Annotated in this window: 20 protein-coding genes and 1 pseudogene; 16 read left to right on the top strand and 5 right to left on the bottom strand. The window is 49.9% G+C overall.

Annotated elements, in window-relative coordinates:
* Positions 1-14: 14 nt before the first annotated feature.
* From MHB80_RS22410 to MHB80_RS22400, 3 genes are all read right to left on the bottom strand, one after another.
* Positions 15-920, bottom strand: a complete 906-nt coding sequence (locus MHB80_RS22410; RefSeq protein WP_341279061.1) for a TIGR01777 family oxidoreductase — start codon at positions 918-920, stop codon at positions 15-17.
* 18 nt (positions 921-938) lie between these two features.
* Positions 939-1,430, bottom strand: coding sequence for a hypothetical protein (locus tag MHB80_RS22405; protein WP_341279060.1), 492 nt, complete (start codon positions 1,428-1,430; stop codon positions 939-941).
* Between the two features lie 163 nt (positions 1,431-1,593).
* Positions 1,594-2,031, bottom strand: a complete 438-nt coding sequence (locus tag MHB80_RS22400) for a DUF2621 family protein (protein WP_056041344.1) — start codon at positions 2,029-2,031, stop codon at positions 1,594-1,596.
* Between the two features lie 102 nt (positions 2,032-2,133).
* On the opposite strand from MHB80_RS22400, the gene MHB80_RS22395 reads away from it, so the two are divergent.
* The 6 genes from MHB80_RS22395 to MHB80_RS22370 all read left to right on the top strand — a co-directional run bounded on the left by MHB80_RS22395 (position 2,134) and on the right by MHB80_RS22370 (position 8,152).
* Positions 2,134-3,252, top strand: coding sequence for a deoxyribonuclease IV (locus tag MHB80_RS22395; protein ID WP_341279059.1), 1,119 nt, complete (start codon positions 2,134-2,136; stop codon positions 3,250-3,252).
* A 65-nt stretch (positions 3,253-3,317) separates the two neighbouring features.
* Positions 3,318-4,208 (top strand): formyltetrahydrofolate deformylase, encoded by an 891-nt coding sequence (gene purU / locus MHB80_RS22390; protein ID WP_341279058.1) that lies wholly within the window; start codon positions 3,318-3,320, stop codon positions 4,206-4,208.
* 360 nt (positions 4,209-4,568) lie between these two features.
* The gene (gene tkt, locus MHB80_RS22385) at positions 4,569-6,587 is read left to right on the top strand and encodes a transketolase (protein ID WP_341279057.1); all 2,019 of its coding nucleotides are present in this window, start codon (positions 4,569-4,571) and stop codon (positions 6,585-6,587) included.
* Between the two features lie 29 nt (positions 6,588-6,616).
* Positions 6,617-6,934: a pyrimidine/purine nucleoside phosphorylase gene (locus MHB80_RS22380; protein ID WP_046233271.1), complete on the top strand. Its 318-nt coding sequence runs from the start codon at positions 6,617-6,619 to the stop codon at positions 6,932-6,934.
* 198 nt (positions 6,935-7,132) lie between these two features.
* Positions 7,133-7,291 carry a hypothetical protein gene (locus tag MHB80_RS22375; RefSeq protein WP_341279056.1) on the top strand — a complete coding sequence of 53 codons (159 nt, stop codon included), beginning with the start codon at positions 7,133-7,135 and terminating at the stop codon, positions 7,289-7,291.
* 303 nt (positions 7,292-7,594) lie between these two features.
* Entirely contained in the window at positions 7,595-8,152 is a 558-nt protein-coding gene (locus tag MHB80_RS22370) for a DUF420 domain-containing protein (protein ID WP_341279055.1), read from the top strand.
* A 246-nt stretch (positions 8,153-8,398) separates the two neighbouring features.
* Here MHB80_RS22370 and MHB80_RS22365 read toward each other — a convergent pair whose 3' ends face one another.
* Complete coding sequence (locus tag MHB80_RS22365; RefSeq protein ID WP_341279054.1) at positions 8,399-9,295, bottom strand: NAD(P)-dependent oxidoreductase; 897 nt, start codon at positions 9,293-9,295, stop codon at positions 8,399-8,401.
* A gap of 226 nt (positions 9,296-9,521) precedes the next feature.
* On the opposite strand from MHB80_RS22365, the gene MHB80_RS22360 reads away from it, so the two are divergent.
* The 6 genes from MHB80_RS22360 to MHB80_RS22335 all read left to right on the top strand — a co-directional run bounded on the left by MHB80_RS22360 (position 9,522) and on the right by MHB80_RS22335 (position 15,851).
* A complete protein-coding gene (locus tag MHB80_RS22360; protein ID WP_341279053.1) occupies positions 9,522-10,871 on the top strand; it encodes a glucose-6-phosphate isomerase in 1,350 nt (449 codons plus the stop codon).
* Positions 10,872-10,895: 24 nt separating this feature from the next.
* On the top strand, positions 10,896-11,531 hold the full coding sequence (locus tag MHB80_RS22355; protein WP_341279052.1) for a YigZ family protein: 636 nt from the start codon (positions 10,896-10,898) through the stop codon (positions 11,529-11,531).
* 538 nt (positions 11,532-12,069) lie between these two features.
* Positions 12,070-12,876 carry a sulfate ABC transporter permease subunit CysT gene (gene cysT, locus MHB80_RS22350; RefSeq protein ID WP_341283048.1) on the top strand — a complete coding sequence of 269 codons (807 nt, stop codon included), beginning with the start codon at positions 12,070-12,072 and terminating at the stop codon, positions 12,874-12,876.
* Positions 12,873-13,670: a sulfate ABC transporter permease subunit gene (locus MHB80_RS22345; protein WP_341279051.1), complete on the top strand. Its 798-nt coding sequence runs from the start codon at positions 12,873-12,875 to the stop codon at positions 13,668-13,670. The genes cysT and MHB80_RS22345 overlap by 4 nt, the downstream gene beginning before the upstream one ends.
* A 3-nt stretch (positions 13,671-13,673) precedes the next feature.
* Entirely contained in the window at positions 13,674-14,738 is a 1,065-nt protein-coding gene (locus MHB80_RS22340) for an ABC transporter ATP-binding protein (protein ID WP_341279050.1), read from the top strand.
* 45 nt (positions 14,739-14,783) lie between these two features.
* Positions 14,784-15,851: a sulfate ABC transporter substrate-binding protein gene (locus MHB80_RS22335; RefSeq protein ID WP_341279049.1), complete on the top strand. Its 1,068-nt coding sequence runs from the start codon at positions 14,784-14,786 to the stop codon at positions 15,849-15,851.
* Between the two features lie 366 nt (positions 15,852-16,217).
* On the opposite strand, the gene MHB80_RS22330 is transcribed toward MHB80_RS22335, so the two are convergent.
* The gene (locus tag MHB80_RS22330; RefSeq protein ID WP_341279048.1) at positions 16,218-17,015 is read right to left on the bottom strand and encodes a Cof-type HAD-IIB family hydrolase; all 798 of its coding nucleotides are present in this window, start codon (positions 17,013-17,015) and stop codon (positions 16,218-16,220) included.
* A 153-nt stretch (positions 17,016-17,168) separates the two neighbouring features.
* Here MHB80_RS22330 and MHB80_RS22325 point away from each other — a divergent pair.
* The 4 genes and pseudogenes from MHB80_RS22325 to MHB80_RS22310 all read left to right on the top strand — a co-directional run bounded on the left by MHB80_RS22325 (position 17,169) and on the right by MHB80_RS22310 (position 20,335).
* Positions 17,169-17,890 (top strand): annotated as a pseudogene (locus MHB80_RS22325) (Gfo/Idh/MocA family oxidoreductase).
* 74 nt (positions 17,891-17,964) lie between these two features.
* The gene (locus MHB80_RS22320) at positions 17,965-19,380 is read left to right on the top strand and encodes a S41 family peptidase (RefSeq protein WP_341279047.1); all 1,416 of its coding nucleotides are present in this window, start codon (positions 17,965-17,967) and stop codon (positions 19,378-19,380) included.
* Between the two features lie 139 nt (positions 19,381-19,519).
* The gene (locus MHB80_RS22315; RefSeq protein ID WP_341279046.1) at positions 19,520-19,750 is read left to right on the top strand and encodes a DUF1450 domain-containing protein; all 231 of its coding nucleotides are present in this window, start codon (positions 19,520-19,522) and stop codon (positions 19,748-19,750) included.
* An 81-nt stretch (positions 19,751-19,831) separates the two neighbouring features.
* The gene (locus tag MHB80_RS22310) at positions 19,832-20,335 is read left to right on the top strand and encodes a ferritin (RefSeq protein ID WP_056041379.1); all 504 of its coding nucleotides are present in this window, start codon (positions 19,832-19,834) and stop codon (positions 20,333-20,335) included.
* The last annotated feature ends 6 nt before the right edge of the window (positions 20,336-20,341 follow it).

Below are 20,341 nucleotides of genomic sequence, written 5' to 3'. Positions count from 1 at the left end.
TGGAAGGAGCAGGCTTAGGACTTTTTGTACATATGCTCCATTGCGCTCTCGACATTCGGATATAGGAAAGTAAATCCATTGTCCAAGGCGACACGCGGAAGCGCCCGCTGTCCATCGAGCAGCAGCGTTGCAAGCTCGCCGACCGCAGCTTTCATCACAAAAGCGGGAACTGGGAACCAGTGTGGCCGATGCATTGCTTTGCCGATCGCTCTCCCAAAGCTGTCATTCGTAACAGGCTCTGGAGCAGAAGCGTTAACAGGACCATTCACATTTGGCTGATCCACGCAAAAGATGATGAGGCGAACAATGTCCTCCAGATGAATCCAAGATATCCATTGCTGTCCGCTGCCCATCCGTCCACCGCCAAATAACTTATAGGGAAGCGCCATTAATGGGAAAGCGCCGCCTGTTTTGTTCAAGACGACGCCTACTCTTAGCTTGATCAGACGTTCTACCTTAATCGCGTCGGCAGCTTTTTCCCATTGCTTGACCACCTCTGACAAAAAGTCTGTTACGGCAGTCGGGCTGTACTCATCAAAGGTTTCGGTAGTTGACAGCCCGTAGGCTGAAATGCCTGAAGCATTAACGACAACCTTTGGTTTGCCTTTTAGAGCTTGGACGATTTGGGCGATGCGTGCGGTTGCAGTCAGCCTGGAGTTAAGAATTCGCTGCTTGGCCTCGTTGCTCCATCTTTGATTGATGGATTCGCCAGCCAAGTTAATGATGGCGTCAATTCCCTCCAGCTTTTGAGGATGCTCGGCAAGCTCGCTCCATGTTATATAATGGAGGCCTTTTCCTACAGGCGAGTTTTGGCTCCGTCCAGAGCGCGAAATAATCCATACTTCATCACGCCGCTCCAGAAGAGCCTTGACCAATGCTTGTCCGACAAAACCAGTACCTCCTGCTACCGCGATCCGCATGCATCCACCAGCTTTCCATTATTGTTTCTCGATTTTCTCCGCCCACATTTGCGTGAAACCGTCTAAATCCTTTTCAACATACTGGTATTTAATATTGCTTTTCTCTGGCAGTGTATTAATGACATCAAGCAGCTTATCATCTATTTGCAAAACGATGGTGCCGCTTGGCGTGTCCACTTCAATGGAGTGGGTGTCGATAATGCCATTGAATACACCTTCACCGTTTTTTAGATCCGGGTTAGCAGTCGGCGTGTCTGTTCCTGCGCTGCTTTCTGGCGACGCTTCGCCAGGCTCTGTTACGCTTCCGCCATCACTCGGTGATGGAGCAGGGCTTTCCTCTGGCGTTGGCGATACGGTAGCTGGCTGCTCGTCTGTGGCAACCGGGCTGCTGGATGCAGCGGGAGCATTATTGCTATTGCTTGAGCAAGCGGCGGTTGCGAGCATAATTGCTACTAATAGGGAGCTCGTCACCATCAAGCTGCTTTTTTTGGTTTTATTATTTTTTGTCATTGTGAAGCACCTCCTGGCAGTATAAACGAAATCTGATCGCAATAGGTTCCAAAAAAAGAGATCAGAGCGAGCCGTCGCCATGCTCGTACATGTTCTTACACGGACAGAAGACTCATTAAACAGCCAGCGCCAGGCTAATCGTAAATGGTAAAACTAAGAAACGCTATTTGTTGAGCAGATGCTTGAAAGGGCTGTAATCAATGCCTTGCTTCTCGAGAAAGGTAACAAGTACTTTGTAGTCTCTTTTGGGTGTAGCCCGTATGTATCCTTCTACACAGTGTGCTCGTGTGACCTCTTTGGCTTCATATTCAATAGCTACTTGACCGATCTTGGCAGCTATGGAGTGCTTCGCTATATCTCGGAATGCAGATGGGACAGGCGCAACCAGCTCATCGAGAAAAAGCTTCGATTCCTGGGTCCACATGCTGCGGCTTCTGTCCACCCAATAATTTTGCCAATCGAGCTTGGACTTGCCATCCCGCTGAGGGAGCACCTTCAAAAACTTGCGGAACATAAAGAAACCGCCGATTGCCATGAATACGACCATGACGATTGCCCAGAAAATGATGAAATACATAAACCAATCAGGAGCTGATTTCATATCCAATTTTCACCTCATGGATGAATTATAGCGTATTCCTAGATTTATTTCGACATTCCTTGTAAAATAGGTGTGATAAACCGAAAGGGGCGTTATATAACGATGTTGAAAATCGGTTCCCATGTTTCATTTTCGGACAAAGGGCTGCAGACAGCAGCAACGGAGGCTATTTCTTATGGCTCCAGCACATTCATGATTTATACCGGCGCACCGCAGAATACGCGAAGAAAGCCGATTGACACGCTATATATTGAAGAAGGCAAAGCTTTAATGCAAACAACAGGTATTGATGAGATCGTTGTTCATGCTCCGTACATTGTCAATCTCGGCTCCTACAAGGACAGCACCTATAACCTGGCTGTTGAATTTTTGCAGGAGGAAATCCGCCGTACGGCTGCTATTGGTGTGCAGAACATTGTGCTGCACCCAGGCGCTTACACTGACAAGGATGCTGAATATGGCATCGGCCGTATTGCCGAAGGGCTGAATGCAGTGCTGGAAGGCACGAAGGAAACGAATGTCAATATTGCGCTTGAGACGATGGCTGGCAAAGGCACGGAAATCGGCCGCAGCTTTGAAGAGCTGGCAGCAATTATTGATAAGGTTCAAAGCAACAACCGTCTGACGATTTGTATGGATACTTGCCATATGCATGATGCAGGCTACGATCTTGTTGATGATTTGGACGGCGTGCTGGACAAGTTTGACAAGCTCGTAGGACTTAACCGAGTTGCAGTAGTCCACGTGAATGACAGCAAAAATCCGCGTGGAGCGGCAAAGGACCGCCATACGCCGATAGGCTCGGGATATTTGGGTTATGATGCTATCCAAGCCATTGTCCATCATGAGGGACTTAAAGGTCGTCCATTTGTTTTGGAGACGCCATGGATCGGCAAGGATGCCAAAACCGAGCGTCCGATGTACGAAGTAGAAATCGCCTTGCTTCGCGGCGAAGTTCAGCAGCGGTTTGGCGACAGCTTCTTGGAGGATGTTGCGAAACTCCAGCAGTTTTTTGTACCGCAAGGCATTGACCGTGCATTTGTACTGTCGACATGGGAGCTGCTTAAGGCGGATGCCAAAGCGAGAAAAGCTGATCCTCGCGAGCCAATGGAGCGGATTTACGACCTCGTTATTGAAGGCGGCGTATTGCCGGCGGCACTGACGGAAGAGCAAATTAATCAACGGATTACAGCATGGTTTGCAGGCAAAGCTGTGCTCTAAATATAAAGATTTATAAATGATGAATAGAATGAAGATAATAGTTGAAGGAAGGAAGTTTGAAATACATGTCATCACCATCTATATCGCAGCAGCCGTCCGCCAAGAGCGGACGGGCTCGCATGCTTATTTCCTGCCCGGACCGTTCTGGAATCGTGGCAGCCGTTTCCCATTTTCTATATGAGCATGGGGCAAATATTGTGCAGTCCGACCAGTACACAATGAACCCGGAGGGCGGAATGTTTTTTATCCGTTTTGAGTTCGATTTGACTGACCTCGACAAGGAGCTGCCTGTATTAGTGGAGGATTTTGCCCGTGTTGCCGACCGTTTCGATATGAAATGGCATACGTTCCGTGCAAGCCGCAAGAAGCGCCTGGCGATTTTCGTTTCCAAAGAAGATCATTGCCTGATGGAACTGCTGTGGCAGTGGAAAGCCGGCGATCTTGATGCCGATATTGCCATGGTCGTCAGCAATCATCCGGATATGCGCGAAATGGTGGAAGGCTTCGGTATTCCTTATCACCACATTCCGGTCACTGCGGATACGAAAGCGGAAGCGGAGCGTAAGCAGATGGAGGTTGTTGCGGATAAAGCAGACATTATCGTGCTTGCCCGTTACATGCAAATTATTTCGCCGAAATTCATCGAGCAATTCCCGAATCGCATCATTAATATTCACCATTCCTTTTTGCCTGCTTTCGTTGGCGGCAAGCCGTATGCGCAGGCTTACCAGCGCGGCGTGAAAATCATCGGAGCTACAGCGCATTATGTAACAGAGGAGCTTGACGGCGGTCCAATTATCGAGCAGGACGTGCAGCGGGTCAGCCACAGGGATAATGTGGACGACTTGAAGCGGATTGGCCGCACGATTGAGCGTGTCGTTCTTGCCCGTGCAGTTAAATGGCATATTGAGGACCGGATTATCGTTCATCATAACAAGACGGTCGTATTTAATTAGGTTTTTCACGGTTATTTATCAATAATTTTTAATAGGCAAACTGCTCTGGCGGGTGTTACAATGTTCAAAGCCATTGTGTTCATTTGCGCACGACCTATAAGCATGTTGAAAAATGCAGGCTTTCCGCCTTATATTTCATCGCAAAACGGAAGCTTTGCCACCAGAGGACGGCGAAAGCCGTTTCACCTTGAAATAATAGGAAAGGATATGATTTTCTCATCCTTTCTCTATATTTCTCGGAATGAAACGCGCCGCGCCACCAGAGGACGGCGAATGCCGTTTCACCTTGCCATGCTTCTAAAGAGAGAGCAACACTTAAAACAAGAAGACCAGAATGGATTTTTAGGAGGAAACAAGCTAATGACAGTTACTCAAAAATCAGTTGACCAGCTTTCGATTGATACGATCCGTACGCTTGCGATCGATGCGATTGAGAAAGCAAAATCTGGACACCCAGGCATGCCAATGGGTGCAGCTCCAATGGGTTATCAGCTTTTCGCTAAAAACATGGTTCACAACCCGTCTAACCCGACTTGGGTAAACCGCGACCGTTTCGTACTTTCCGCAGGACACGGCTCCATGCTGCTTTACAGCCTGCTGCACCTCTCCGGCTACGATCTTCCAATTGAGGAGCTGAAAAACTTCCGTCAATGGGGCTCCCTGACTCCGGGTCACCCTGAGTTTGGCCACACAGCTGGCGTTGACGCAACGACTGGTCCATTGGGACAAGGCGTGGCTATGGGCGTTGGTATGGCGCTTGCAGAAGCTCAGCTTGCTGCTACTTACAATAAAGAAGGCTTTAACGTAATCGACCATTATACTTATGCGGTTTGTGGCGACGGCGACTTGATGGAAGGTATTTCACATGAAGCGGCTTCCATGGCTGGTCACATGCAGCTGGGTAAACTGGTTGTCCTATATGATTCGAACGATATTTCCCTCGATGGCGAACTGAGCCTGTCCTTCTCGGAGAGCGTTCAGAAGCGTTTTGAAGGATACGGCTGGCAAGTGCTGCGCGTAGAAGACGGCAACGATCTGGATGCTTTGTCCAAAGCGGTTGCAGAAGCGCAAACAGACCATGCTAAACCGACTTTGATCGAAGTGAAGACGGTTATCGGTTACGGCAGCCCGAACAAAGGCGGCAAAGGCGGACATGCAGGTCCTCACGGATCACCGCTGGGCGCTGAAGAAACGAAGCTGACTAAGCAGTTCTACGGATGGGAAGAAGATAATCAGTTCTTCGTGCCAGACGAAGTTCGCGCACACTTCGCAGAAGTGAAGAAGCAAGGTGAAGAGTCCAATGCGCAATGGGATGCTTTGTTTGCTGAATACAAAAAAGCAAATCCTGAGCTTGCTGCTCAATTCGAAATCGCAACTTCCGGTTCATTGCCAGCTGGCTGGGATGCAGACCTTCCTGTTTATACAACAGAAGACAAGCCTGTGTCGACTCGCGTAGCTTCCGGTAATGCCCTGAACGGCCTAGCGAAAAATGTCCCTAGCCTTGTTGGCGGCTCCGCTGACCTTGAAAGCTCGACGATGACTCACCTGAAAGGCTTGCCAGTGTTCAAGCCAGGCAGCTACGATGGCCGTAACATTTATTTCGGCGTTCGCGAGTTCGGTATGGCTGCTGCAATGAACGGTATTGCTCTTCATACAGGTCTGAAAGTATTCGGCGGTACGTTCTTCGTATTTACCGACTACCTGCGTCCAGCTATTCGTCTGGCAGCGCTGATGAAGCTTCCTGTTGTATACGTACTTACGCATGACAGTATTGCAGTCGGCGAAGACGGTCCTACACATGAGCCAATCGAGCAGCTTGCTTCGATTCGCATCATCCCTGATCTGACGGTTATTCGTCCAGCTGATGGCAATGAAACTTCCGCAGCATGGGCTTATGCGCTGGAGAACACAAACAATCCAGTAGCGCTTGTTCTGACTCGCCAAAACCTGCCGATTCTTGAAGGTTCTGTTGATAACGCACGCGAAGGCATCCGCCGCGGCGGATACGTTGTATCCGATGCGAAAGACGGCAAGCCGCAAGCGCAAATCATTGCTACAGGCTCTGAGGTTCAACTGGCTGTTGCTGCTCAGAAAGCTCTTGCAGAAGAAGGCATTCAAGTTCGCGTTGTCAGCCTTCCGAGCTGGGATCTGTTCGAGAAGCAAGACAAAGCTTACAGAGATTCTGTATTGCTTCCTGAGGTTAAAGCACGCGTTGCTATCGAAATGGCTTCCCCATTCGGTTGGGAGCGTTATGTTGGCGATCAAGGCACGATTATCGGTATCGACCGTTTCGGCGCTTCGGCTCCTGGCGACCGCGTCATCGCTGAATATGGCTTTACGGTTGAGAACGTTGTAAGCAAAGTGAAATCCGTACTTTAATTTTCGAAATAGAAGGAGATTATACCGCCATGTCTCAATTTGAAAATGTAACGGTCGTCAAAGAAGCTAACGTTTATTTTGACGGTAAAGTAACAAGCCGCGCTGTATTGTTCGCGGACGGCACGAAAAAAACGCTCGGCATTATGCTGCCAGGCGACTACGAGTTCGGTACAGACTGCGTAGAAATTATGGAAATTCTTGCTGGTGATTTGAAAGTGCTGCTTCCTGGCGAGACGGAGTGGCTGCACATTCAAGGCAAAGGCGAGTTCACTGTGCCTGCCAACACGAAATTCAAGCTTCAAGTTGCGACGGTAGCAGACTACTGCTGCTCGTACATTTACGAATAAGATTCCAAAATCAAAGGAAGGGCTGCTTCGCATATGCGAAGCAGCCCTTTTCGTCGTTCATCGAATAACCGATGTTTCCTTAACCAAACAACATAAATCCTAAAACATTGTTATATCTCCCCATGGCTTTGGAAAGCTACAATAGCTTCTGTAACCGCTAACAATAAATAAGAAGAAGGTTAAATGGAGGGGGATTTATTGAAACAAAGAGCGATGCGGAGGTGGAATTTCAAGCTCACTTGGCCGTTGCATGCCATGCTCATTCCGGGTATAGTTCTTGTTCTGATCTTTTCATATTTGCCCATGCTGGGACTCGTGATGGCCTTTCAGGATTACAAGCCCCAGCTTGGATTTTAAGATTCCGAATCCCTGACGATGATTGCCGGGCGTGTTTTTCTTCATCCCGTATATCTCTCTCAGATGTATAAAGCGGCAACCGATGAAAGCTTAAGCGGCTATATGCAGCGAATGCGGATAAGCTGATGCGGGCCCGGCTGGCGCTTCATTTGTGTCAACTTTTCTAATTCATGCTTAGAATTCGATTTTTTGTGACATAAACGTCTGAAATAGGGGTCTTTGGCATGGCATAATCGGGAAGGAAGCTTTTGTTTTCTGCTTGAAATATTGGAAAGAGAAGCATATTTGTAGGAGGAAGAAGCGATGAGTAAAAGGGAACAGGAGCAGAGCCTTAAGCTGCTGCCGGACAAAAACTATACGCCGCTGATTGCGATTTTGACCGTTGTGATCGTAGGGCTAGTGACGGTGCTGTTTTTTCTGCCGGCCTATGACGGGGAGCTTGGCTTCAATGTGAAATTGCTGCCGCTGCTCAATGCGGTTTTTAACTGCTTTACGTTTATTGCTCTGGTCGTAGCTTTAGTTGCGATTATCAAAAAGAACATCAAGCTGCATCGCCGTTTTATTGGAGCGGCATTCGTCTCGACGACCTTGTTTCTCGTGTCCTATGTGACCTATCACTATTTGACGGAATCGACGAAATATGGCGGCGAAGGGGCATTGAAGAGCATTTATTTCTTCGTGCTGATTACGCATATTTTGCTGGCAATCGTCGTTGTGCCGCTGGCGCTGCTATCTGTGGCAAGAGGCCTCTCCATGCAGGTCGAACGCCACCGCAAAATCGCGAGATGGACGATGCCGATCTGGCTCTATGTCAGCTTCACGGGCGTTGTCGTCTACTTGATGATTTCGCCGTACTATTAAGGAGGAGCGGGTTTCCGCTTCGCCATGCAAAAATAAAACCGGGTACAGCCTGTCACTTTAAAGGACAAGCTGTATCCGGTTTTATAATCAGAGGAGCATTCGAATGGCCTTCGCTATCCATGCTCTTCCATTCCTATCGCTTCGCGCTTAAACATTGCTTCTTAGAAAGACAAGCCTAGCACGTAAGGCAAGCCTAGCACGCAAGGCAAGCCTAGCGCACAAGGCAAGCTTAGCGCACTTGCAAGCCTACAAGCTGCCACCGCCGAGCTTGCGCCCGATATACTGCTCGTACGCTTGCGCTACGGCACACATATCCAGCCCGCTCAGTCCCATTGACTCGCCGACCTGGAACATGCTCTTCGCCGACTCCAGCAGCGGTGTGGGCACGCGCAGGCTGTCTGACAGCACGGAGGACAGCTTAAGGTCCTTGAGCATCAGCTCCAGCGAAAACTGCACATCATAGTTGGCATTGATCAGCTTAGGGCCCTTCAGCTCAGCCGATTTGCTCGATGCGCTGCCGGCCTGCACCAGCTCTAGAAAGGCGCTGCTGTCGAGCCCGCCGCTTGCGGCAATCGCCATGCCTTCCGTCAGCGCAACAACGTTGATGCCGACGATTGTATTATGCGCCAGCTTGGCAATGGAGCCGCTGCCGTTGCGGCCCATATAGATGAGCTTGCCGCCCATTGCTAGCAAAATGTCGTCATTGGCGTCGAGCACCGCCTTGCTGCCGCCAATCATAAATACAAGCGTTCCGGCATCGGCTGCCGGCTTGCTGCCTGTAACCGGGGCATCGAGGAACGAGGCGCCCTTCTGCTCGGCGGTTGCCGCTAGCTCGCGCGCCAGACTTGGCGAGATGGTGCTGCTGTCAATAAGCACAGTGCCGGAACGGACGGCGCTGAAAATCCCATTTTCACCATAATAAACGTCCCGTATTGCTTGATCATTGCTGATCATTGTAATCACGACATCGCTGCCAGCGGCCGCTTCGGCCGGAGTTAATGCTGCAGTCGCTCCAAGCTCGATTAGCGCTGCCGCTTTTCCGGGCGTGCGGTTGTACACCGTGACGCTATAGCCTTTGCGCAGCAGGTTCGCCGCCATTCCCATACCCATTACACCAAGTCCGATAAAAGCTGCTGTTTTCATCAAAAGGTTCCTCCCATGGTTAGCGTTTTCCTTTCATTATACGGCTTCTTCATCAAGATTTCATTGTTATAAGCTTGTTTTTATAGTTTAAATCCGATATTGTAGATTTGACGCTATACATGATGTTGATTATCAGTGGGGGGAAGCTTGAGCCCCGCCGTTAATCGTACGATATTTTAAAAACGGCAGCGATGCCGTTTATATTCCTAAGGAGGCTTATTTGTTTATGAGTAAAACGGTACATTTCGATTACAGCAAAGCACTAACTTTTATTGGGCAAAATGAGATCGACAACTTGACGCAGCAGGTTCGTCTTGCGCATGACCAACTACATAACGGCACGGGTGCAGGCTCTGACTACCTGGGCTGGATTGACCTTCCTGAAAACTATGACAAAGATGAATTCGCCCGCATCAAGCAAGCGGCTGAAAAAATTAAATCGGACTCCGAGGTGCTGATCGTAATCGGCATCGGCGGTTCTTACCTAGGCGCGCGCGCAGCGATCGAAATGCTGTCGCATTCCTTCTATAACTTGCTGCCGCATGAGCAGCGCAAGACGCCGCAAGTGCTTTTTGCCGGCAACAACATCAGCTCCACTTACGTGACGCATTTGACGCAGCTGCTTGAAGGCCGCGACTGGTCGATCAACGTTATTTCCAAATCCGGCACAACGACCGAGCCAGCGATCGCTTTCCGTCTGTTCCGTGAACTGCTGGAGAAAAAATACGGCAAGGAAGCTGCACGCAAGCGTATTTATGCAACGACGGACAAACAGCAAGGCGCGCTCAAAAAGCTCGCATCCGAAGAAGGCTACGAGTCGTTCATCATTCCTGATGACGTAGGCGGCCGCTATTCCGTATTGACAGCTGTAGGCTTGCTGCCTATCGCAGCGGCTGGCGTTGATATTGATGCAATTATGAAAGGCGCGGCTGACGCTGCCAAAGAATACAGCAACCCGAATCTGGCTGAAAATGAAGCCTACCAATACGCGGCTGCCCGCAACTCGCTGTACCGCAAAGGCAAAACAACTGAAATTCTCGTTAACTACGAGCCTTCGCTTCACTTCGTATCGGAGTGGTGGAAGCAGTTGTTTGGCGAGAGCGAAGGCAAGGACTACAAAGGGATCTATCCTTCCTCCGTTGATTTCTCGACAGACCTTCACTCGATGGGCCAGTTCATCCAAGAGGGCAACCGCAACATTTTCGAAACCGTTATTCAAGTGAAGGAAGTGTCCGAGCACATTTCCATCGGCCATGACGATGCGGATCTGGATGGTCTGAACTTCCTGACGGGCAAAACGATGGACTTCGTCAACAAAAAGGCATTTGAAGGCACTTTGCTTGCGCATACAGACGGCCAAGTTCCTAACTTTATCGTCAACATTGCAGATTTCTCGCCATACACCTTCGGCTACCTCGTGTATTTCTTCGAGAAGGCTTGCGGCATCAGCGGCTACCTGCTCGGCGTAAATCCATTTGACCAACCGGGCGTAGAAGCATACAAGAAAAATATGTTCGCGCTGCTTGGCAAACCGGGCTACGAGAAGGAGAAAGCGGAGCTGGAAGCGCGCCTGTAGGCGTCGTTTCCGACTTCCTTCCTGATGAAGCTTGAACGTTACCGAACGGTTAGGCAGCAGGCCCATGCCGAAATCGTCATCAAGCGCTCCCGTTTTATTGGCTATGCAAAGCCAGTAGAGACCGAGGAGGAAGCGGTGCAGTTTATTGACGAGATCAAGCGGCTGCACAAAACCGCTACGCATAACTGCTCCGCCTATATGGTGGGGGAGCGTGACCAATTCCAGAAGCAGTCTGACGACGGCGAGCCAAGCGGCACGGCGGGCAAGCCGATTTTGGAGGTCATTAAGCACAAGGGTCTCAAAAATATCGCCGTCGTTGTCACCCGCTATTTTGGCGGCACGATGCTGGGCGCCGGGGGACTCGTCCGGGCCTACACAGACGGCGCGGTAGCCGGAATCGAAGCGGCAGGCGAGATTGTAAACGTCCTGCACCGCGAGGTGCGGGTTTCCGTTGACTATACTTGGTATGGCAAGCTGGAGAACGAGCTGCACGGCCGTGGCATACGCGTAGGCGGCACCGAGTTTACGGACCGCGTCATCGTCAGCTGTTTGCCGGCGGAGCCGGAGGCGGAAGCTTTTATTGCGTGGATGACGGATTTGACGCAGGGCCAAGCCGAGATAGAAGCAGGCGAGAGCGTCTATTATATTGAGGGCGAATAAGCAGCCCATCATTTGCTTTTAATAATTGCAAAAAAGCGCCTTATTCATAAACCCATTGGGGATAATGAATAAGGCGTTTTTTGTCATGGTTTATTGTTTTTGTTCTTTTATTTTTTATCTGTATTCTTTTATCTTTTTTACTGAGCGGTTTTGGCGATTTTGTTCTGTGGTTTTTCAATTGTAGCTGGAAGAGGGGCGGAGCGGAGTGAAAGGTTTGAGCTGGAGAAGCGGAGCGCTCGCCTTTGCCTGCGGAATTCTACCATAAACATGGTACAATCGAAGAATTCCGCGGGCAACAGCGATCGTAAGCCAAACCTTTCACGCAGCACAGACCCTATTTCCAGCAATCAGTTGAACTCCACAAATAAAAGGCCAAATTAGCATTGACTTGGACTAATATGATCTGCTAAATTGATAATACCAAGTTTGTTAATAGGGATTATCTTTTTTGCTTTCTTTTTTTACTTTTCGCTTTTCGTCTGTGGTTTCACCTACGACACGAGTCGATGGTCTGGAGGGTAACGTCAACGTGAATGCTATGTTTCGAAACAAATGGTGGAGCTTCGGCTTCCGAAGTACGGTTATGCTTTATTTTATTATCCTGATTATTATTCCGATTTTCGGCATTTACACGCAATCGCTGTCGCTAGGCTGGCAGCCGTTCTGGGTAAGCGTAAGCGATCCTCTCGCGTGGAAAGCGGTGCTGCTCACCGTCAGGCTCGCCGTTATTGCGACGATAATCAACATTTTTCTCGGAACGCTGATTGGCTGGGTGCTTATTCGCTACAAATTTCCCGGGAAAAGATTTCTCAACTCGCTCGTCGATTTGCCTTTTGCTTTGCCGACAGCGGTTGCGGGGCTGATGATTTTGCTGCTGCTGGGCCCACGAAGCTTTGTTGGCGGTTTGGCGACGAAGCTTGGCTTCGATATCGTATTCCATGAACCGGCGATTATTATCGCGATGGTGTTCGTCACCTTCCCATTCGTTATCCGCGCTGTACAGCCTTTGCTGGAGGAGCTGGATCGCTCGGAGGAAGAAGCGGCGTATACGATGGGTGCTTCAAGAGCGCTGACGTTTTTTCGCATTATTTTACCGTCGATGCTTCCAGGTATTATAAGCGGAGCGATGCTGGCATTCTCGCGCGGCATAGCCGAGTTTGGTGCAGTTGTGCTAGTAGCGGGCAACATTCCTGGCAAAACGCTCATTGCATCAGTTTATATTTTTGGGGAAATCGAAAGCGATAATCCGCAGGGAGCAGCGGCGGTTTCCGTTATTTTGCTCACCTTATCCTTCGTCATCTTGTGGACGGTTAACCTGATTCAATCCAGGAGGCCGGGCCAATGAGAAAACTATGGATTACGCTCACTTACGTCGTATTTATACTTCTACTTATCATACCGCTTGTTGAAATCGTGCTCGGGTCCTGGGCAGAAGGCTGGAGCGGTTTTACTGAAGGGCTGCTAAGGCAGCAATCGCTTCATGCTCTTAAGATGACCGCATTAATCGTCGTTATTGTAACCGCATTAAACACACTTTTCGGGGTCATGCTTGCGCTTTATCTGGTACGGGCAAAATGGATTGGGCCGCGTATCAAGCGCCTGCTGAACAGCTTGGTAGACCTGCCGTTTGCAGTGTCTCCGGTTATCGGCGGTTTGATGATTGTCCTTATTCTTGGACCAAGTACCGTTATTGGAACCTTTTTTGAAGCGTCGGGCTTTAAAATCGTCTACGCCTTGCCAGGCATGGTGCTTGCAACGCTGTTCGTCACTTTCCCGCTCATGGTGCGCGAGGTACTGCCCGTATTGCAGGAAATCGGGGCCCAGCAGGAGGAGGCGGCGTCTACGCTTGGCGCATACTCGTGGTATACGTTCTGGCAGGTGACATGGCCGTCGATTCGTTGGGGTGTCATTTACGGTGTTGTGCTGACGGTTGCCCGCTCGCTTGGCGAGTTTGGCGCTGTGCTCGTCGTATCCGGCAATATTATGAATAAGACGCAGACGGCAACGACGCTCGTGTATCAGGATGTGGAAAATTTTAATGTTGTGGCTGCGAACGGGGTTGCGCTCGTGCTTGCGGCGTTCTCCGTAGGATTGCTGCTTTTAATGGAATGGGCCAAGAAACGAAAGGAAGTGCATTAAGCCATGCATATTGAAGTCCGTAATTTAAACAAAAGCTTCGGGGATTTTCATGCGGTGCAGGATGTCAGCTTCGATATTAAGAAAGGCCAGCTCATTGGCCTGCTGGGGCCGAGCGGCGGCGGCAAAACGTCAATTCTCCGCATGCTGGCAGGGCTTGAGTCGCCTTCCTCTGGCGATATCGTATTCCATGGCAAGCGCGTCAATGATTTGCCGCCGCAGGAGCGCGGAATCGGTTTTGTATTCCAGAACTATGCGCTGTTCAAGCATATGACCGTTTATGATAATATCGCTTTTGGACTTAAGGTGAAAAAGCAAACCAAAGAACAAATCCGCGAGCGTGTGATGACGCTTGTTGAGCTTACAGGGCTGAAAGGCTTTGAGCATCGTTATGCCCACCAGCTATCGGGAGGCCAGCGTCAGCGTGTCGCCTTCGCTAGAGCACTCGCGCCTGAGCCGCAGCTGCTGCTGCTCGATGAGCCTTTCGCGGCGATTGATGCGAAAATTCGCACGGAGCTGCGCACTTGGCTCAAGGAAATGATTGAGCGCGTTGGCATTACGTCGATTTTCGTCACGCATGACCAGGATGAGGCGATTGAGGTTGCTGATGAAATTATGATTATCAGCAAGGGCAGGCTGGAGCAGAAGGGCTCGCCATGGGCGATTTACAAGGACCCGCAGACGCCGTTCGTAGCGAGCTTTATCGGGGAATCGACAATTGTCGAGGATGTTGGCGCATTGAAAGGCTTTGACTCTGCTGCTGGCAAACCGGGAACAAAGGCGCTCATCCGCCCCGAGTATATAGAAATCGGCAAGCCGGGCGAAATTCGCCTTGCATCTGCGACGCTTGCAGCAAACGTTAAGCATATTCATTTCCGCGGCAGCGAGTGGCTGGTTGAGCTTGAGGTAGGCTCGGTTAAGCTTGTTACCTACCGTTCGCTGGAGAAGGATGTGCTGCAGCCGGGCGACCGCGTTCAAGTGCTGGTGCACCGGGCGTATTTGTTTAATGATCAAGAGAGCTGGATTCAGGAAAACAGCCTGAAGGAAGATCCAATGCCAATTCATATCTAATAGCTTGGGTTTGAAAACATCGAGCAGAAAGAGTTGTATGCCATTATGAATGCTATTCAGACAACAAGCCGCCGTATATTTGCCCTGTTGCTTGCGACCGCCCTGCTGCTTGTTGCAGCGGGCTGCGGCGAAGCGCAAGGCAATGATCCGGCGGTGGAATCTTCCGTTCCAAACGGCGATGTCACGCTTGTCATTGGTGCATACTCCATAGTGAAGGATGCTTTCGCCGAAATTTTGCCGCAGTTCCAGGCTTACTGGCTGCAGCAAACGGGACAAAAGGTTGTATTTCAGGAATCCTATGAAGCCTCTGGGACACAAGCGCGTGCCATTATAGGTGGATTTAATGCCGACGTTGCCGTGCTGGCGCTGGAGGGTGACGTCAACAAAATTGCCGATGCGGGACTTATCAACCCGAATTGGAAGGAGCAAGCGGACGGCGAATTTGTGACCAAGTCGATTGTTGTGCTTGGCACACGTGAAGGCAATCCGCTGAACATTCAAGATTGGTCCGATCTTACTCGCAGCGGAGTAAAGATTGTCTATCCGAACCCGAAAACATCTGGCGGCGCCCAGTGGGATATTAATGCAATTTACGGCGCGGGATTGAAGCAGTCGGAGGAAGAGACAGGTGCCAAGGACCCGGCATTTGCAAAAAACTTCCTCAAGGCGGTCCATGCCAACGTAGAATCGCTTGATAAAAGCGGCCGTGCTTCTATGGCGGCGTTCGAATACGGTGTCGGCGACGTGATCGTGACGTATGAGAACGAACTGCTCGCCCGCATTAAGCAGGGTAAGGACTATCATATCGTCGTGCCGAAAAGCACGATTCTGATTGAAAACCCAGCGACGGTAGTAGACAAAAATGCAGACAAGCACGGCACCCGCGAGGTGGCCGAAGCATTCATCCATTATTTGCACAGCGATGAAGCGCAGCGTGTGCTTGTCGATTACGGTTTCCGTTCTGTAAATGAGACAGTAGCCAAGGAATCGGCGAGCAAATACGTAGTTCCTGAGCAGCTGTTCGACATCAGCTACCTCGGCGGCTGGCCCGAGGTAAAGAAGACGCTCTATTCCAAAAAGGGCATCTGGTACCAAGTGCTTGCAGGTATTTAATTGCAGTCAAAAGTGCAGTTGCTTGTAACCATGTAATTAGACATTGTAATAAATGTTGTAACAACAAACAAACCGTGGAGCTGGCGATTAAATGAGCCAGCTCCACGGTTTGTTTTATTGCCCCAAAAAAATCGGTAAACGCTTTAAGGTTGTATAGGTGAGCGGGTCGTAGCGGAGTGAAAAGGTGGGGGTGGAGAAACGAAGTGCTCAACAGAGCTTTCTGGAAGAAAGCGGCTTCGAAGCCTAATCTCCTTGCTGTGGAATTTCAGCCGTTCACGGCTAATTCGAGGAAATTCAACAGCAATGGCGATCGTAACCCCCACCTTTTCGCGCAGCGCAGAATCCCATCTCACCTACACCTATCCCTTACGAGTTTAAAACGAATTTTTCAAATACGTGACGAACGCCCTCATCATTATTGCTAAGCGTCACATAATTAGCAACCTCTTTCAGCGCTGGAATCGCATTAGCCATTGCTACGCCAAGTCCAGCCGCTTCGATCATCTCGTGATCATTCCATGCATCGCCGATTGCAATCGTTTGGTCCATTGTGCAGCCAAGATGCTCAGCCATAAAACGCAGCGCATGTCCTTTTGTCCCTTCTTTATGCATAAACTCTAAATAATGAGCTTTGGATTTCGTAATATGCACACGGTCGCCGATAAGCGCCTTGAGCTGCTCAGCAATTTCATCGAGATAGTCCGGCTCATCGATAATCAGCATTTTCGTATTCGGCTGCTCCAGCAGCTCCTCGAAATCTGGTGCTACCGTGTAAGGGATTTTGGATAGGCGCGAATACATAAGTGCTTTATCATTCGCTTCCTTCACAAACAGTTGGTCATCGACATAAAGCTGCAAATGCAGGCCATGTTTTTCTGTAAAAGCATACAGCTCCTTGGCCGCATCGGTAGGCACACTGCGCTCATACAGCACCTTGCCGTCCAGCAGCGTTTTTACTAGCGAGCCCTGATACGTAATGATGGGCACATTGAGCTGGATTTGCTCAGCGATTTGTCTGGCCGAAGCGTACATTCTTCCGGTAGCCAGCGTCACCGTTACGCCTTTCGCGATCGCTTCCTCCATGGCGCGTTTCGTTCCTTCAGTCACAATGAGTTCATCGTTCAACAGTGTATCGTCTACATCAATTGCAATTAGTTTATACATAATGACAATATGTTCCCCTCTCCAAGCATCTTTATCGTGTACATAAGCTAGGTTGATTGTAGCGAAAAATCGGCGTTCGTACAAGCGATCACCGGCTTTTCCTGTATAATAGAAAAGACTGTTAAAGAATGGATAGAGAGAGGATGGGCAAGGATGAAGCTAAGATGGGGAATTTTAAGCGGTGCGAGTATTGCGATACATACGATGATTCCAGCCATACAGCAGGCAGAGCGAGGCGAGGCGGTCGCGATTGCAAGCCGCAGCATCGAACGAGCTGTTGAGGCAGCAGAGCGGCTAGGCATTGAAAAAGCATACGGCTCCTACGAGAAGCTGCTCGCTGACCCGGATATTGATGCGGTCTATATTCCGCTGCCGAATCATTTACATAAAGAATGGGCGATTAAAGCGGCTGAGGCCGGCAAGCATGTGCTTTGCGAGAAACCATTTGCAATCACGGCAGCGGATGCGGGGGAAATGGCAAAGGCGGCACAGACGGCAGGCATCGTCATGGCGGGGTAGATATGATGGCTTCTGGCATTCTGGAGTTCGGAAATGATGTAAGCCTCGTATTCGACTGCGGCATGTGGGCGGCTTACCGCAACCGCATGGAAATTCTCGGGACGAAGGGGCGGATTGAGCTGCCGAACGCTTTTGGCCCGGGTGAAGAGGATTATTTTTTCGTACATACGGAGGATGGCCAGCGTAAGGAAGGGCCTTTCAACCTGAACACGTATGTGATGCAAATCAACCGAATTGCACAGATTGCCGCTGGTGAGGAACAGCCGCTGTTTGGTCCTGAAGATGCGATAGCGGGGACTGCGGTAATTGAGGCCTGTCTCACCTCGGCACGAGAGCAGCGGCGGGTTCTTTTGTGAAAATTTGCTCCATCCCCCTTCAATAAGATACAGTAAAGAAAGCGGATGAGAGTTGAACCTGGGGAGATGACGAGTTGAGGTATTTTACACATGCTGCTGCACGGCGCAGAGTGCTGTTAATTGGCCTGGTTGGGGCTATATTATTTATGGTTGCCGGGTTCGCAGTGGGGTGGCTCTGGATGGGGCATCGTTATCCGATGCTGAAAGAGCCTGCATTCCAGAACTTTGCGGTATCCTACAATACCATTATGGATAAATATTTAAATGGAGCGGATGGCGAGGATTTGATTAATGGCGCCTCCGAGGGAATGGTAGCATCGCTTGAAGATCCGTATTCCCGCTATTTAATCGAGGAACAGGGCGATGCCTATACGCAAGGTTATGAAGGCGAGTTTTCTGGAGTTGGGGCGGAGGTGCGTGAGCAGGATGGGCAGTTCATCATTCATGCGCTGACCCCCAAAGCGCCGGCAGAACGCGGAGGCGTGCAATCCGGCGATATTATTGCGGCGGTTGACGGCCAGGATACGAAGGCGATTAAGTTTCAGGATCTGATTGCACTTATGCGCGGCAAGTCCGGTACCGAGGTGACGCTGACGCTGCAGCGCTTGGGAGAGACGGAGCCAATCGAGATCACGCTTAAGCGTGAGGCGATTCCAGTGTATACCGTAACCTCAGAGATGCTGGAGGATGGCATCGGACATATTACGATTAGCCGCTTCGCCCAGAAGACGGCTACAGAATTTGATGAAGCGGTAGCGAAAATGAAGGAGCAGGGCATGACGAAGCTGCTGCTGGATCTTCGCTCTAATCCAGGCGGACTGCTGCAGCCGACGATTGCGATTGGCAGTAAGCTGATTCCGAAGGGAAAAGTGATTCTGGAGGTCGTCTATAAAGAAGAAAGCAGCCCGATTGTTTATAAATCGACCCAAAAGGAAGAGTGGACGATTCCAATCGTTGTGCTAGTGAACGGCCAGTCGGCAAGTGCAAGCGAGGTGTTGACAGCCGCGCTTAAGGAGTCGGCGGGAGCAACGATCGTTGGCGAGAAAACGTATGGCAAAGGCGTCGTTCAGGCGTTTGAGCAATTTAAGGATGGCTCGGTGCTCAGCTTGACCGAGGCACAGTGGAAAACACCTGCTGGCACGTGGATTCACAAGGTTGGCGTCATGCCTAATGAGGTTGTCAGCCTGCCTGCATTTGCAAGCTTACGGCCGCTTCCGGTCGGCAGCGAGCTGAAAAACGGCAGCTACGGCGAAGACGTCAAGACGCTGCAATCCATGCTGAAGGAGCTCGGTTATGCGTCCGTGGGCAAAGACGGCTTGTTCGATGATGCGACGGAGGCGGCGATGCGCGCTTTTCAGAAGGCAGAGAAGGTGGACGTTACCGGATCGCTTAATGACAAGACGGCGTACAAAATTGTTGAGCTGCTCAAGGAAAAGCTGGATAAGGAAGATACTCAGCTGCAGCGAGGCATAGAACTATTGAAAAAATAAGTTTGGCCGCTGCCCCGTGGCTATTGACAACGGTAATGATTATTACTATCATTTGATAGGGGGCCTTTTGGATCGAGCGGACGATTGCCTGATCATACAAAAGCGTCAACCGTAATCAGACAGCCGTTGCGGCAGCGGGGTGACACACCTATTGAAGATCAAATATTGCACCAAAAATTTCAAAAACGGGACGAAGCCGGTCTATAAGGCGATGAAGGATAAGTTTCCCGACATCAAGATGAAGAAGTCCGACTGTCTCGGAAATTGCAAAACATGCAGGCATGAATGTTTTGCCGTGGTGAAGTCCAAGATGGTCAGCGCTCCGTCAGCCGAGAAGCTTTATAAAGAATTAAAAAAATTAATTGGATAAATATAGGGTGGGCGGCTTTTGCCGTCCTCCTTTTTTGTGTTAAGATAGAGGCAACTCCGAAAAAGAAGAGGTGCATAAGTAATGAATGATCAATTAGCTGAAGCTTTAAACGAACAAATGAACTTTGAATTTTATTCGGCGCATGTGTATCTTGCAATGGCAGCCTACTGTTCTGGTGAAAGTCTGGACGGGTTTGCGAATTTCTTTATTATCCAGGCTGAGGAAGAGCGTTTCCATGGCATGAAAATATATAAATTCCTAAACGACCGCAACCGTCGTGCTACCTTGTCTGCTCTGCATGAGCCTAAGAACGAATATGCATCGATGCTGGATGCGTTCGAGCGTGCTTACGCGCATGAACAGCAAAACACTCGCAAGTTCTACAACCTTGCTGACCTTGCGCTCAGCGAGCGCGAGCACGCGACGATCTACTTCCTGAAATGGTTCATCGATGAGCAGGTAGAAGAGGAGTCCTTGTTCGACGGTATCATTTCGAAGCTGAAACGCATTGATAAAGACAGCAACGCGTTTTATATGCTGGATGCTGAATTTGCACAGCGTACGTTCACGCCTCCTGCGGAATAAATGAGA

The sequence above is a fragment of the Paenibacillus sp. FSL H8-0537 genome, assembly GCF_038051995.1.
In the GTDB taxonomy this organism is placed as follows: domain Bacteria; phylum Bacillota; class Bacilli; order Paenibacillales; family Paenibacillaceae; genus Pristimantibacillus.
The sequence above is the reverse complement of the archived record's forward strand: the minus strand, read 5'-3'. Positions and strand labels throughout refer to the sequence as shown.